13 protein-coding genes are annotated in these 12807 nt (G+C 63.7%); 5 read left to right on the top strand and 8 right to left on the bottom strand.

Annotated elements, in window-relative coordinates; genetic code table 11:
* Positions 1-107 precede the first annotated feature (107 nt).
* Positions 108-365: a glutaredoxin family protein gene (locus tag ACJ70B_RS16225; protein ID WP_408958031.1), complete on the top strand. Its 258-nt coding sequence runs from the start codon at positions 108-110 to the stop codon at positions 363-365.
* Positions 366-479: 114 nt separating this feature from the next.
* On the opposite strand, the gene ACJ70B_RS16220 is transcribed toward ACJ70B_RS16225, so the two are convergent.
* On the bottom strand, positions 480-1445 hold the full coding sequence (locus ACJ70B_RS16220; RefSeq protein ID WP_408958030.1) for a transcriptional regulator: 966 nt from the start codon (positions 1443-1445) through the stop codon (positions 480-482).
* 158 nt (positions 1446-1603) lie between these two features.
* On the opposite strand from ACJ70B_RS16220, the gene ACJ70B_RS16215 reads away from it, so the two are divergent.
* On the top strand, positions 1604-2929 hold the full coding sequence (locus ACJ70B_RS16215; protein WP_408958029.1) for a DUF1743 domain-containing protein: 1326 nt from the start codon (positions 1604-1606) through the stop codon (positions 2927-2929).
* Positions 2930-2964: 35 nt separating this feature from the next.
* Here the strand turns inward: ACJ70B_RS16215 and ACJ70B_RS16210 are convergent, their stop codons facing one another.
* The 3 genes from ACJ70B_RS16210 to ACJ70B_RS16200 all read right to left on the bottom strand — a co-directional run bounded on the left by ACJ70B_RS16210 (position 2965) and on the right by ACJ70B_RS16200 (position 5493).
* Complete coding sequence (locus ACJ70B_RS16210) at positions 2965-3168, bottom strand: hypothetical protein (protein WP_408958028.1); 204 nt, start codon at positions 3166-3168, stop codon at positions 2965-2967.
* 168 nt (positions 3169-3336) lie between these two features.
* Entirely contained in the window at positions 3337-3528 is a 192-nt protein-coding gene (locus ACJ70B_RS16205; protein WP_408958027.1) for a hypothetical protein, read from the bottom strand.
* A gap of 285 nt (positions 3529-3813) precedes the next feature.
* Positions 3814-5493 (bottom strand): hypothetical protein, encoded by a 1680-nt coding sequence (locus ACJ70B_RS16200; protein WP_408958026.1) that lies wholly within the window; start codon positions 5491-5493, stop codon positions 3814-3816.
* Positions 5494-5731: 238 nt separating this feature from the next.
* Here ACJ70B_RS16200 and ACJ70B_RS16195 point away from each other — a divergent pair, with 238 nt between their 5' ends.
* From ACJ70B_RS16195 to ACJ70B_RS16185, 3 genes are all read left to right on the top strand, one after another.
* The gene (locus tag ACJ70B_RS16195) at positions 5732-6844 is read left to right on the top strand and encodes an OBG GTPase family GTP-binding protein (protein WP_408958025.1); all 1113 of its coding nucleotides are present in this window, start codon (positions 5732-5734) and stop codon (positions 6842-6844) included.
* Between the two features lie 198 nt (positions 6845-7042).
* Positions 7043-8758: a Na+/H+ antiporter NhaC family protein gene (locus ACJ70B_RS16190; protein WP_408958024.1), complete on the top strand. Its 1716-nt coding sequence runs from the start codon at positions 7043-7045 to the stop codon at positions 8756-8758.
* Positions 8759-8806: 48 nt separating this feature from the next.
* Positions 8807-9595: a VOC family protein gene (locus ACJ70B_RS16185; RefSeq protein WP_408958023.1), complete on the top strand. Its 789-nt coding sequence runs from the start codon at positions 8807-8809 to the stop codon at positions 9593-9595.
* Positions 9596-9681: 86 nt separating this feature from the next.
* On the opposite strand, the gene ACJ70B_RS16180 is transcribed toward ACJ70B_RS16185, so the two are convergent.
* The 4 genes from ACJ70B_RS16180 to ACJ70B_RS16165 form a co-directional block, all read right to left on the bottom strand.
* Complete coding sequence (locus tag ACJ70B_RS16180; RefSeq protein WP_408958022.1) at positions 9682-10056, bottom strand: universal stress protein; 375 nt, start codon at positions 10054-10056, stop codon at positions 9682-9684.
* Between the two features lie 343 nt (positions 10057-10399).
* Positions 10400-10711, bottom strand: coding sequence for a hypothetical protein (locus ACJ70B_RS16175; protein ID WP_408958021.1), 312 nt, complete (start codon positions 10709-10711; stop codon positions 10400-10402).
* Positions 10708-11055, bottom strand: coding sequence for an ArsR/SmtB family transcription factor (locus ACJ70B_RS16170; protein WP_408958020.1), 348 nt, complete (start codon positions 11053-11055; stop codon positions 10708-10710). The genes ACJ70B_RS16175 and ACJ70B_RS16170 overlap by 4 nt, the downstream gene beginning before the upstream one ends.
* Positions 11056-11182: 127 nt before the next feature.
* Positions 11183-12514: a permease gene (locus ACJ70B_RS16165; RefSeq protein ID WP_408958019.1), complete on the bottom strand. Its 1332-nt coding sequence runs from the start codon at positions 12512-12514 to the stop codon at positions 11183-11185.
* Positions 12515-12807: the final 293 nt, after the last annotated feature.

Below are 12807 nucleotides of genomic sequence, written 5' to 3'. Positions count from 1 at the left end.
TCCGTCCGTTCTCTGCCGGTCGCTCGTTTGACCGTGTGACGGCCGTAGTTCCGGCAACCGTCCGGACGACCGGTGGGCTCATACCGCGTCCGCAGCAACATCGATGCATGGCTGCTATCACCATGTACGAACTCCCCGGTTGTCCGTACTGTGCGAAGGTCCGGTCGAAGCTCGACGAACTCGAGCTCGAGTACGACATCATCGAAGTTCCCCGCTCCCACGAGGACCGCACCGAAGTCGAGAAAGTCAGCGGTCAAACGGGCGTGCCGGTCATCGTCGACGAGGCCAACGGCGTGGACGGAATGCACGAGAGCGACGACATCGTCGCATACCTCGAGAAGACCTACGGCGACGGCGCGGCGTAATCCGTCCGCGACGAGTAGCGACGCTGCCAACCAGTCCGCGACGAGAGCGGGACACCTCGCCCTCTCGAGCGGGGCGAAAGGATCAAGCAGCGCAAAAGAGCAGCAGCGACCGGCTCAGGCGGCTTCCTCGCGTTCGGAGCGTTCTCGAATGACGTCTCTGAGTTCGTCGGCATCGCGAAGTTCCGCGAGTTCGTCGCGTTCGACCAGCGCCGTGCCGTCGACGGACTCCTGGTTCGCCCGGTCGACGACGTAGACCGAGCGCGTGCGAGTGACGTGACCGATCGAACTCATGATGCGAGCACGTTTCTCCGCGGCCTTGGTGAACTTGGAGTGGCCGGTCAAGACGATATCGCTGTCGTCTTCGTCCTCGCTGACCGCCGTAAACGGCGAACGGGCCGTCGGGTGGACGCGATAGCCGGCCCGCGTGAGGACCGCGACCACCCGTTCGTCGTCGGGATCCGCCGCCGGATCGTCCGGCGTCGATTCGCTCTTATGGACCTCGTCGGCCCCCTCGAGGACGTCGACGGGACTGGTCAGCGGTGCGTCGAACATCTCCTCTAAGTCCATCGCGACCTCGACTGAGGCGTTCATGCCGTCCTCGTATTTCGAGACGGTCCGCCGAGAGACGCCGAGTTCGCTGGCCAACTGACCCAGACTCCAGTCGCGGTCCTGGCGCTCGTCGGCCAGCAGATCGCCGTCGATGCTGACGTAGAGGCCGCCGGGGGCGGCGTAGATCAGCGGCGGAACATCCTCGATAAACATGTTGTACGCCGTGTCGGGACTGAAGACGGGAACGCCGTGGCGGAAGTAGACGACGTCGGGTTTGAGATCTTCGTCGCGACTACGTAGACCGATGACGAGCGGCGTCGCCCGGAGATAGGTCCCCAGACGGCGCATTTCGTGACCGGTCGCCTCGTTGAACGCGTCGATGTTCGCGAGGATCTTCACGAGAATCAGGTCATCACCGCGGCGTGCGGCGATATCGAAACTCTTCGGCCGAATCGCACACCGGTCGCTGACCACGAATCCCGCGTCCTCTAACATCGCGGTTATGTTGCCGACCAGTGCGGAACGGGACATACGGGGACGTAAGCGATTCCTCCTATAAGACGTTTTCCCCGAGATGTCCGCGTGCCGTGTCGCGATTCGGGGCTGTATCGGAGGTATACTTATATAGTTGGCTTCGACGGACGGGCGATCCCGAAAGGGGTTACTCGACCGGTCGACAAGCACCGCCGATGACCGTCGTCGGGATCGACGATACCGACTCACGTGAGCGGGGGATGTGTACGACCTACGTCGCCGCGCGGATCGCCCAACGGCTGCGAACTGACGAGTCCGCGACGGTTTCGCGGCTCCTGCTCGTTCGACTCAACCCCGCCGTCGAGTACAAGACGCGGGGAAACGCCGCGCTGGCGATCCACACCAACTGCGCTCCTGATCGCGCGTTCGCGCTCGCGCGCGAACAACTCGAAATATTGTCCGAAACTGGCGATGAGCGGACGAACCCCGGGCTGGTCGTGGCGGACGGAGACCCCAGCGAATCGGGGGTTCCAGACGATGTAAGCCGATTCGCGAGCGCGGCGATCCGCGACCGCCTCGAGATCGCGGACGCCGCTGCCCTCCTCGAGCGTCACGGCTATCGGTCGTGGCACGCCGGTAACGGCCGCGGCCGGATCGGCGCGCTGGCGGCGATCGGAGCCCGGTCGGCGCTGTCTGAGTGGACGTACGAGTATATCTCCTACCGCGAGTCCGACCGCTGGGGGACGCCTCGAGAGGTCGACCGCGAGAGCGTCTTCGCCGCGGCCGACGAGGCCTACCCTGCGGTGTGGGATACGGCCGATCGCGGCGAGGGCGAGACCGTCTGCGTGCCCCATACTCCCGGCCCAATTCTGCACGGCATCCGCGGTGACGATCCCGACGCAGTCCGGACGGTCGCCGAGCGGATCGAGAGCGAACCCGTCGCCGACGGTCGACTGTTCGTCACCAATCAGGGAACGGACGTCCACCTGCGGGACGGCTCGCTCGAGACCGTCGAAGACGGTCGCGCCTATCGACTCGAGGGTCGAGTCGTAAGCGAGCCCGAGACCCGCCGCGGCGGACACGTCTTCGTCGATCTCGCGTCGCCGACCGACGCGCCGGCGGACGGTGGGCCGGCGGACGATGAGCCGGAATCGGGCGAGCGGCTCGTATGTGCTGCCTTCGAACCGACGAAGCGCTTCCGTGACCGCGTGCGCGCGCTCCGTGTCGGCGACCGGATCACCGCCTGCGGCGAGGTAAGTCGCGGGACGCTGAAACTCGAGAAATTCGCCGTCCGTGACCTCGTCCGACACGAGCGGGTCACGCCGACCTGTTCCGACTGCGGCCGGACGATGGAGAGTGCGGGCCGCGGGCAGGGCTATCGCTGCCGAGATTGCGATACGCGGGCGGCCAAGAAAGCGCGGCGACGACTCGAGCGCGACCTCGAACCGGGCTGGTACGAGGTGCCTCCGTGTGCGCGACGGCACGTCGCGAAGCCGCTCGTCCGCGGCGGGTTCGATGCGCCGACGCATCCGGAGCGGTAGCGGTGGACGGATCGTCCGTGTGGCGTACAGCTGATTTAGCGAACGCTAACTCCGTTGCGGGCGAGGTACTCGCTCGCCGCCTTGATCTCGACGGGGCTGCCAATGATTCGGCAGCGGTCGTCACCTTCCGAAACGACGGAGACGGTGAACTCGTCGTCGAGCCGCGGCTCCAGCCCCTCGAGAATCTCGCGCGAGAGGACGATCTGGGTGCTGTCACGCAGCTGCGACGCGTCCGGCATGCGTAACCGATTCTGCGCCCATCGTTTATGTGTGTCGAAGTCGGGTTGGTATTGGTAATAGGAGGGTTGAGGCGCGTAGAGCCGGTCTTCGGACCGTAAACAGGGCGTTACGGACCGGTCGCTGAGAGTCGGCGGACATCGGTCATGAAACGACCGGATCCGGTTCGGTTACGCGGAGTCTACCGACGACGGCGGAAGTTCGACGGCGACGAGTTCGTGTCCCGTCTCCCGCCGATGGTCGGTACCGACCTGCGTCGCTTCCTCTCGCCCGTCCGCCGGCCGCTCGAAGGAACAGCCGTCGCACTGCACGAGGAACCGCTTCGGCCCCGTCCGCGTTGAGCGCGTTTCGTTCGTCGCCATGATACACGGTTCAGCGGCAGTGGGCTTGAATTATCCTCCAAAGAAATTGGGGTCGCGCCGAATTCGACCCCAGTACGTATCGCTGTTCGAGAGTGTTTACTCCTGCGAACGTGGCGCTGCCTCGAACCGACGTGTGTACAGACGACGCAACGAAAGACATCGTCGGCCCCGCTCGCGCCGTCCCGTCGCTCGAGTCGAGTCGGTCGAGACGTGCCAAACGGCGACGGCCGACGAAGCGCGGACTCCGATTGGTACCGCGTCCCAGTATCGGCTCGCAGACGGAGTTCAGTTCGTCCCGTGGACGGTCACGGTCCGCGTGTCGCTCGTGTGTGGCGACCGCACCGTCACCGGGAACGTGTCGTCATTTCGCACGGGATAGGTCTCGTAGCCGAGCGAGACCGACGCAGACTCGCCCGGACCGAGGCTCACGGTCGCCGAGTCGACCACGTCGGGCGTGCGGCCGACGACGAGTTCGACCGTGTGGGCACCCGCGGCACCGCCCGCGTTCTCGACGGTGGCGTTCACGGTGAGGCGCTGTCCACCGGTCACGGGCGCGTTCGTACCAGTGATCGACACCGCAAACGATGCCGTTCCGGCATCACCGTCGTCGCCGTCACCGTCACCGGCACCGCCGTCGTCGTCGCCATCGCCATCGCCGCCGCGTCCACGGACGAGCACCGAGCGCGAGGCGGAATCGTCGCCGGTCCGGACGCGCACGGGGAACTCGTCGTCGTTTCGAACGGGGTAGGTCTCGTAACCGAGCGAGACCGTCGTCGACTCGCCCGCGCCGACGGTCACCTGTCGGCTATCGACAGTCGTCGGGTCGTGACCGACGACGAGCGTGACCTCGCGGCTGGCCGGCCCGTCGCCAGTGTTCGAAAGCGTCGCGGTCACCGTGAGGCGCTGGCCGCCGGTCACCGGCGTGTTCGTCTCGAGGCCGGTCACCGCGAGGGTCCCGTGAGCGCCACTGTCCTCGGTCCCGATAACGGTGACGTCCGTCTCCGAAGCGGCGTGGCGAGTCTCGACGCGGACGGGGAACGTCTGCGTGTTCCGGACTGTAGCCGTGGTGAACTCGAGTCGCACGGTCTCGGTCTGTCCGGTGAACACCTCGACCGTCTCGCTGTCGACGGTCGTCGGGTCGTGACCGACGATGAGAGCCGTTTCGACGTCGACGAACGCGTGGTAGGTGGAGCTCCCTTCGACGTCCAGGTCGGCGTCGACGACGAGTTCCTCGCCCGCGCGGACCGGCGCGTTCGTGCCGGTGATCCTGACGTCGCGAAACGCGGCGATCGACGGGCCGTCGGTGCGAGCGACCGAGACGCGGCCGTCGTCGCAGACGACCCACGCCATCATCGGATAGCCGCCGATGAACCAGATCGCGTTCCCCGCGGCCATCGTATACGTGACCGTCGCGTCGGCTCCCGACATCCCGGTCGTATCGACGTACGTCGCGTTGCGCCCTTCCTGCCAGATGACCCGCTCGAGCGCGCCACCGCCGTCGCTGGCCGTCGCGGTCACCGCAATCTCATCGCGGGTCGTGACCGTGGTACCTGGCCCGGGATCACACGTTAGCGTTCCGCTCGGTGCCGCCGGCGCGTCTTCGGAGACCGCGACCCGCCAAGCGACGGACGCCTCGCCAACGGTCGCGGTGACCCGGTAGGTTCCAGAGTCATCGAACCGAGCGTACGCCGCCGGGTTCCCCGTCCGATGCGTGTAACTCCAGAAGGGTGCACCGCCCTCGATCTCCCCCGCGCCCGCACCCTCGACTCGCCACTCGGTCGTCGACGGATCGACGGCCGACGATGCCACCGCTTCGAACACCACGTTGTTCCCCGGACGGACGGCCGTCGCGTCGGTCTCTGGACAGACGCGATCCAAGCGCTCCGTCTGCGCCTGCCCGACTCCCGTCGTCGCGAGCACCCCCACGCCACTTCCCACCGTGGTAATGTAGTCCCGCCGTCGCATACGCTGTCATTCGATCTATCGGACGGTATAGCTAACAGAACGTTTGCGATACGAACACGGCCGACGAAACGAGTGTCTGCCTCGATGATACGGCGCATTGAGCGAGAAACGCGGCCAAAGCGCTCTCGAGTCCCCGTCAGAGATGAGGAAGGGTAAACGTACGTCGAACCGTCGGCGGTTCGATCTCCACCGTGCGTCTCGAAAGGGTTTTTCGGCGCGGCCGGTTGTGTACGGGCAAATGGGGCTCGAGGAGGAGATCGAGGAGATCGAGGAGGAAATCGCCAATACGCCCTACAACAAGTCGACGGAGGCCCACATCGGCCGGCTGAAGTCGAAGCTCGCGGAGAAAAAAGAGAAACTCGAGAACCAGCAATCCGGCTCGGGCGGCGGTGGCGGCTATTCCGTCGAGAAACACGGCGACGCGACCGTCGCGCTCGTTGGCTTTCCGAGCGTCGGCAAATCGTCGCTGCTAAACTCGATGACCAACGCCGAGAGCGAGACCGGCTCCTACGAGTTCACGACGCTCGACGTCAATCCGGGCATGCTCAATCACCGCGGCGCGAACATTCAGTTGCTCGACGTCCCGGGGTTGATCGAGGGCGCAGCGTCGGGGAAAGGCGACGGCCAGCAGGTCCTCGCCGTCGTGCGCAACGCCGACTTGATCGTCTTCGTCCTCTCAGTGTTCGAGATCGATCAGTACGATCGGCTGCAAGAGGAACTGTACGACATTAACATCCGCGTCGACCAGAAGCCCCCGAAAGTCACGGTTCGGCCGAAGATTAAAGACGGCATCAAGATTACCTCGAGCACCGAGCAGGACCTAGACGAGCAGACGATCCAGGACGTCCTCCGCGATCAGGGGTACGTCAACGCCGATCTCAATTTGCAGGAGAACGTCACCATCGACAGGCTGGTCGACGGTCTGATGGAGAACCGCGAATACATCCCGTCGATCACCTGCGTCAACAAGGTCGATCTGATCGAACCCGACTACAAGGAAACGGTCGACGAGCAGTTGCGCGAGCGCGACCTCAATCCCAATGCGGTCACCTTCATCAGTGCCGAGAAGGAGAAGGGGCTCGAGGCGCTCAAAGACCGCATCTGGGAGACGCTCGGTCTTATTCGGGTCTATATGGATAAACCCGGCCGCGGCGTCGACTGGGAGGAGCCGCTCGTGATCGAGGACGGTGCCACCGTCGGCGAGGCCATCGAGAAACTCGGCGGCGAGATGGAAGACCGATTCCGCTTTGCCCGAGTGACCGGCCCCAGCGCGACCCACGACGAACAGCAGGTCGGGAAAGACCACGTCCTCGAGGACGAAGACGTGCTGAAGCTGATTCTGCGACGGTAGTCGCCCGTCTGTGAACGTCGCGGGCGTCTGGACGGACCAGCATCCACGGGCGATGCAAGCGAGTTCTGCCGGAGCGAATTTGGTCGCTCGAGGCAAGTCGAGTACAGACTGGAACTAGTGACCCGTCAAAACCGAATACTATAACCCAGTGGTACCGCAATCAATAGCATTATCTGGTCCTCGAACTACCGAGCAAATATGTCTGAGTTTGGGGTTCTTTCGATCGCGCCGCCGCTGCTTGCGATCGTTCTCGCGGTCGCGACCCGCCGGCCGATGCTCTCGCTGTTTCTGGGTATCTGGTCGGGAGCGGTCATCTACACCGAGAGTCTGGGCATCGCACAGACTTTCGATTGGATCGTCGCGGCGATCATCGGCCCGCAGGACGTTCCCGGGTTTCACGCACAGATCCTCGTCTTCACGCTTTTACTGGGGTCCGGCGTCGCACTCATCTGGCGGCTCGGCGGTGCGATCGCCGTCCGCCAATGGGCGATGGACCGTCTCGAGAGCCAGCGAACCGTCGGTGTGACAACGTGGCTGCTGGGGATCGCGATGTTCTTCGACGACTACGCGAACACGGCCATCGTCGGCAGCACGATGCGCGAGATTTCCGACGAGCTGCGCGTCTCCCGCGAGAAGCTCGCGTACATCGTCGACTCGACGGCCGCACCCGTCGCGACGCTGGGCATCTCGAGTTGGGTGGCGTTCCAGCTGTCGCTGATCAGTAGCGCCTACGAGGACATGGGTGTCGCGAGCGAGGCACCGACGGCGTTCGCGACGTTCTTCGGGTCGATTCCGTACAACACCTACGCGATACTCGCGATCGTCATGGTCGGTATTGTGGTCTACACCGGGCGGGACTACGGCGAGATGCTCGACGCCGAACACCGCGCGCGGACGACCGGGGCGGTCAACCGCGAGGGCGCACAGCCGCTCCAGAAGGTCGAGGAAGACCTCGGGAAACCGATCGACGACCGGCCGATGCTCCGGACCTTCTTCGCGCCCGTCGTCGTCCTCGTCGCGGTGACGCTCGGAAGCGCGTTCTGGACCGGCTATCAAACGTGGGTCTCGAATCAGGCCGAAGCGGGCGCGCCGACGTCGATAGGGGCCGCTATCGAGGGCGACGGGGCCGTCGACGTGCTGTTCTCGACCCTGCAGGTGCTAATCGACATCGTCGGCGAGGCCGCCTTCGCGTCGGCGCTGACCTGGGGTTCGTTTGCCATGGTCGTCTCGGCGATCGCGATCGGGCTCGCCTACGGCCTGTTCGATATCGGCGACGGCGTCGACACCGTCATCGACGGCTTCGGTATCATGTTGACGGCGGTGACGATCCTCGTTCTCGCGTGGACGATCAGCAGCGTCGCGGAGACGCTCGGAACCGGCCAGTACGTCGCCAACATAGCCGAACCGTACCTCTCGTCGGAGTTACTGCCCGTCCTCATCCTGTTCGTCTCCGCCTTCGTCGCGTTCACCATGGGTTCGTCGTGGGCGACCATGGGGCTCGTCACCCCGATCGCAATCCGAGTCGCATACGAGTTCGGCACAGGGTTCGAACTCGTCCCGGTCGCCGTCGGGGCCGTCTTCTCCGGGGCGATCTTCGGCGACCATGCATCGCCGATCTCCGATACGACGGTGCTGTCGGCAACGTTCAGCGGCGCAGACCTGATTGACCACGTGCGCACGCAACTGCCCTACGCCCTGACCGTCTTCCTCGTCGTCGTGCTCTGTTACCTCCTTAACGGCTATCTCGGCGTCCCACCGATCGTCTTCTTGCCGCTTGGCGTCCTCCTGCTCGTCGGCCTCGTGGTCGGCCTCTCGAGGTTCGACGCCGATCGGAAAGGGGTCGAACCGACCCCGACCGAACCGGCGGCCGACCTCGCCGACCGCGATACCGATTCGCCCGAAGGAACCAGCTAAACCGCCGCCTTCGCCAATTTTTTGCTTCCCGCAGCCAACCACACACATATGGACGGAACGCTCGACCATACGATGATTCGCGTCGCCGACCTTGCGGAGTCCCTCGAGTGGTACCAGACCCACCTCGAGTACGAGGAGAAAGATCGCTACGAGGGAGACGGCTTCACCATCGTCTATCTCGGGCCCGAAGACATGCACGAGGACAGTGCGATGCTCGAGCTCACCCACAACGAAGGCGAGGAACCCGAGGTAGGCGACGCCTGGGGGCACGTTGCGGTCCGTGTTCCCGAGGGCGAACTCGAGGACTACTACCAACAGCTCATGGACGAGGGCGTCGATGACTACCGCGATCCCGAATCCTGTGGCGGCCGCTATGCGTTCGTCAAAGACCCCGACGGCCACGAGATCGAGATCGTCCAGCGCGATCAGGGTGCGCTGTGGTCCCTCGATCACACCATGATCCGCGTCGAGGACGCCGACGAGGCGCTTGGCTTCTGGACCCGCAAGTTCGAGTACGACGAAGTCGGGCGCTGGGAGTCCGACACCTTCGCAAACTACTTCGTCGAACCCAGAGACGCCGCCCCCGAGGCAATGTCCGTCGAACTTACCTACAACTACGACGGTCGCAGCTACGACATGGGCGACGCCTGGGGTCACCTCTGTGTTCGCATCGACGACCTCGAAGACGATTGGGACCACCTCATGGAGCGAGAGGCCACAGACTACCGCGACCCGGAGAGTTGCGATAACATGTACGCTTTCACGAACGATCAGGACGGCCACGAGATCGAACTCATCGAGCGCGACCTCGAGGCCGACTCGTTATTCCCCTTCTAATCGCTACCGGGCTCGAGGCGTCCCCCACCGATCGCAGTCACCGCCGGCCGAGGGCCGGTAGTGGCTCACGTGTCACGCCGCCGCTATCACTCTGGAATCGGCACGACGACGACCGGACGGGTCGACGACTCGAGGAGGGTTCGTGCGGTCGAGCCAAGTGTGCGCGTCGCATCGGGGTCGCCGCTGTGGGCTCCGATAACGATTTCGTCAGCGTCAGCCGCCGCAGTTCGGAGTTCGTCGGCCGGCGTGCCCGCGCGAACCTCGGTCTCGACGTCGCCGACGGTCGCAAGTCGAACGGCTGCGACGTTCAGTGCCTCCTCGCAGTCGCGTCGCACCATCGACTCGCCGGATGGTGCGACCGCGATCACGGTGACGGTGTCGTCGGCGGTGGCCCGGTCGTCGAGGTAATCACAGATCGCCGCCGTCGTGTGAACGGAGTCGGTCCCGATGAGATAGTCCATAGTGGACGGAAGGCGACGGTCTCGAAGAACCCTGTGGACGCGGCCGGCTCGGAGCGCTCGACGTCGATAGTCGAGTTTTCTGAGCCAGAAAATACGCTCCTGTGACTAATACACTCCGTCGGAAATGGACGGTCGGGGGCGAGAAAGGCCATATCCCCGCACGCCTTGGCGCTCCCCGTCCTTCCCGACGACCGATCATCTGGGGGTCGCGACACTGCCCCATCGCACGTCCGTGCGCTCCCCCTCGGCAGGGACGTGCGCCGTCGATCGACCCCATCGCATCACTCGGTAAACCGATCGTCCGAATCCAATCGCTTCGGCCCTCACGGTCGTGAATCGATTTTCAGTGGTGCCCGTACAGCGAATAGGTGATCGCGACCAGCCCAACCAACCGACTCACGTTCTCGAGCAGTGCGATGACGACTCGGTCCGGGCTGAGTAACGATGTCACCGAGACGTTGAGCAAGAACGGACACAGCGTCAGCAAGAGGAGCCCGAGTGCGAGGTAGAACATCGACGGGGCGTCGTTGCGACGGTAGCCCCGATAGGCCTGATAGGCGATGACCGTCCCGAACAGCGCGACGAGGAAGAGACTCGCGACGGTCAGCAGTTCGAACAGCGACGCCTGATCGAGGCGCACGACGTTCCGACTCATCGCATCCCCTCCCACATGCGAGTGAACTTGTCGGCGACGTCTTCCTCGCGATACGCCAATTCGAGGGAAAACGAACCGTCGTCGAGCGAGAGCTCGAGCCGATCGAGGTTCGCGCTGTAGACGCTGTAGTGATTGCCGTCCGATGCAAGTTCCGTCTCTTCGGTGACGAGATTGCACTCCTCGAGGCGGTCGAGTCGTCGATAGATCGTCGGGAGGGAGGCGTCACACCGTTCGCTCAGGGTACTGGCAGACATGGGTTCGACGCTGGTATGGGTGAGGATATCTCGCGCGTACTCGTCGTCGAGAACTGCAAGTAATGTCGACAAGTCGGATTCCTCACTCACTGGTATAACTGTTCGTTCCGGTGTTATTATGAAAAGCTACCCGATTTTTCTGAGTGAGAAAATACGATCGTCGAAAGACGGTGATCGATCGGCAGCGCTTACGATCCATTTTAGCGGCCGGGCGGCGTCAATCCGCAGTGTGTACGTGGTCTCCGTGGCCGCCTTCGCCTTCGGACGGATCAGAGCGGTGAAGCCAGTAGAGAGCGACGAAAAGCGCCGTTGCCAGCGCGTTGAGCACTAGCTTGTAGTTCATCTCGATTTGTACCTCGGCGACCCGGACGCTCGAGGGGTCGGGAATCAGACCGAGGCCGAGGAACACGAAGTGGACGACGACGCCGGTCAGGACCGCCGAGACGAAGATCATCAGCGAAAGGACGGCCGCGAATGTCGTCCCGTAGTACTCGCGGTAGGCATCTACGATCGGCGGGACGATCAGGTCCGCGTAGATGTAACTCAGGACGCTCCCGAACGGCAGGCCATTCGAGAACAGGACTGCACCGAACGGGACGTTGCCGACCGAGCAGACGAACGTGGCGACGCCGATGAGTGCTCCGACCGCCGCCGTCCAGAAGATGTACACCGGAACGCCGAAGACCGGCCCCGAGAACACGGACGTCCAGACCTGTTCGGGAACGAACCCGGCGATGAGACCGGCGAAAACGAACCCGATGGCGATCTCGTCCCAGAGCATTCCCCACTCTTTCCACTGTTTGTCGGCCAGTTCTCGCCACCCGGAGAGCGACGTCGCCTGTTCGCGGATGGTCGTCTCGGCCGCTTCGGGATCGAAGCTCTCCGTGCAAGACTGCGAACAGAAGTAATAGGTGTGGCCGTCGTGCTCGAGCGAGTAGTCGGTCTCCGTCGGATCGACCTCCATACCACAGACGGGATCTCGTACCGTCGTGGAGCCGTCTTCGAGGACGTTCTCTCGAGCCCGGTCGACGATCTCGTCGGGTACGAGGAAGACGAAGCCAAACGCCATCAGTCCGATGAGCATGAATCCGCCGATGATGTCCGCCAGGAGGAACTGCCAGCCGAGCAGGATCCAGATGACCGCGCCGATCTCGATGACGAGGTTCGTCGAAGCGAACATGAACGCGCCGATGGTCGCCGCCGCGGACCCGCCCTTTTTGAAGAGGTTCTTCGCGGTGGCGATCGCGCTGTACGAACACGACGAGGAGATGAAGCCAAACAGCGATCCGTAGCCGATTTCGCGGAACCCGTGTCCCTCAAGCAGGTCCGCGACTTCCTCGTCGGAGGTCCACGCTTCGACGCCGCCGGCGATCGCAAAGCCGACGACCAGTGCCCACCACGTGATCCACGCCATCGCGACGGTTGTCGTGACGAACTGCCGTGTACTCTCGACGACGAACGTCGCGAGCGGTGCGGTGGTCGTGACGGCACCGAAGCCCACAGTTGCGAGCGCGATGCTCACGAGAATTGCATACTCCGTTCGCTCCATACACGGATACACGCGATCGATAATTAACGGAGTTGGGGCTCACACGCCGTTGGCTCGTCGGGCACAGCCATTGTGTCACTAAGCGGCTGTCGGATCGGGCTTCGAGTTCAAAAGCATCGACCGAAGGTACCTCGGAACTCGAACCGATCGTCGACGACCGCGATTCGGATTGCACAGGTGAGCCACCCGAATAGTAGCGCTTAGTATTGACCATCATCTGAACGTTCGTGGCCAGTCCGTTCGGCGAGGCCGTCAGAACGACAATCATCACGCCCGAAACCGTACATTCTCAT

The sequence above is a fragment of the Natrinema sp. 74 genome, assembly GCF_046097095.1.
Taxonomy (GTDB): domain Archaea; phylum Halobacteriota; class Halobacteria; order Halobacteriales; family Natrialbaceae; genus Natrinema.
Note: the sequence above shows the minus strand (reverse complement) of the source record. Positions and strands in the feature narration are given on the sequence as shown.

What these genes read in the sequence shown, in the direction of transcription:
- ACJ70B_RS16225 (WP_408958031.1), top strand. Translation starts at nt 108, where the DNA reads ATGGCTGCTATCACCATGTACGAACTCCCCGGTTGTCCGTACTGTGCG.
- ACJ70B_RS16220 (WP_408958030.1), bottom strand. Translation starts at nt 1,445, where the DNA reads ATGTCCCGTTCCGCACTGGTCGGCAACATAACCGCGATGTTAGAGGAC.
- ACJ70B_RS16215 (WP_408958029.1), top strand. Translation starts at nt 1,604, where the DNA reads ATGACCGTCGTCGGGATCGACGATACCGACTCACGTGAGCGGGGGATG.
- ACJ70B_RS16210 (WP_408958028.1), bottom strand. Translation starts at nt 3,168, where the DNA reads ATGCCGGACGCGTCGCAGCTGCGTGACAGCACCCAGATCGTCCTCTCG.
- ACJ70B_RS16205 (WP_408958027.1), bottom strand. Translation starts at nt 3,528, where the DNA reads ATGGCGACGAACGAAACGCGCTCAACGCGGACGGGGCCGAAGCGGTTC.
- ACJ70B_RS16200 (WP_408958026.1), bottom strand. Translation starts at nt 5,493, where the DNA reads ATGCGACGGCGGGACTACATTACCACGGTGGGAAGTGGCGTGGGGGTG.
- ACJ70B_RS16195 (WP_408958025.1), top strand. Translation starts at nt 5,732, where the DNA reads ATGGGGCTCGAGGAGGAGATCGAGGAGATCGAGGAGGAAATCGCCAAT.
- ACJ70B_RS16190 (WP_408958024.1), top strand. Translation starts at nt 7,043, where the DNA reads ATGTCTGAGTTTGGGGTTCTTTCGATCGCGCCGCCGCTGCTTGCGATC.
- ACJ70B_RS16185 (WP_408958023.1), top strand. Translation starts at nt 8,807, where the DNA reads ATGGACGGAACGCTCGACCATACGATGATTCGCGTCGCCGACCTTGCG.
- ACJ70B_RS16180 (WP_408958022.1), bottom strand. Translation starts at nt 10,056, where the DNA reads ATGGACTATCTCATCGGGACCGACTCCGTTCACACGACGGCGGCGATC.
- ACJ70B_RS16175 (WP_408958021.1), bottom strand. Translation starts at nt 10,711, where the DNA reads ATGAGTCGGAACGTCGTGCGCCTCGATCAGGCGTCGCTGTTCGAACTG.
- ACJ70B_RS16165 (WP_408958019.1), bottom strand. Translation starts at nt 12,514, where the DNA reads ATGGAGCGAACGGAGTATGCAATTCTCGTGAGCATCGCGCTCGCAACT.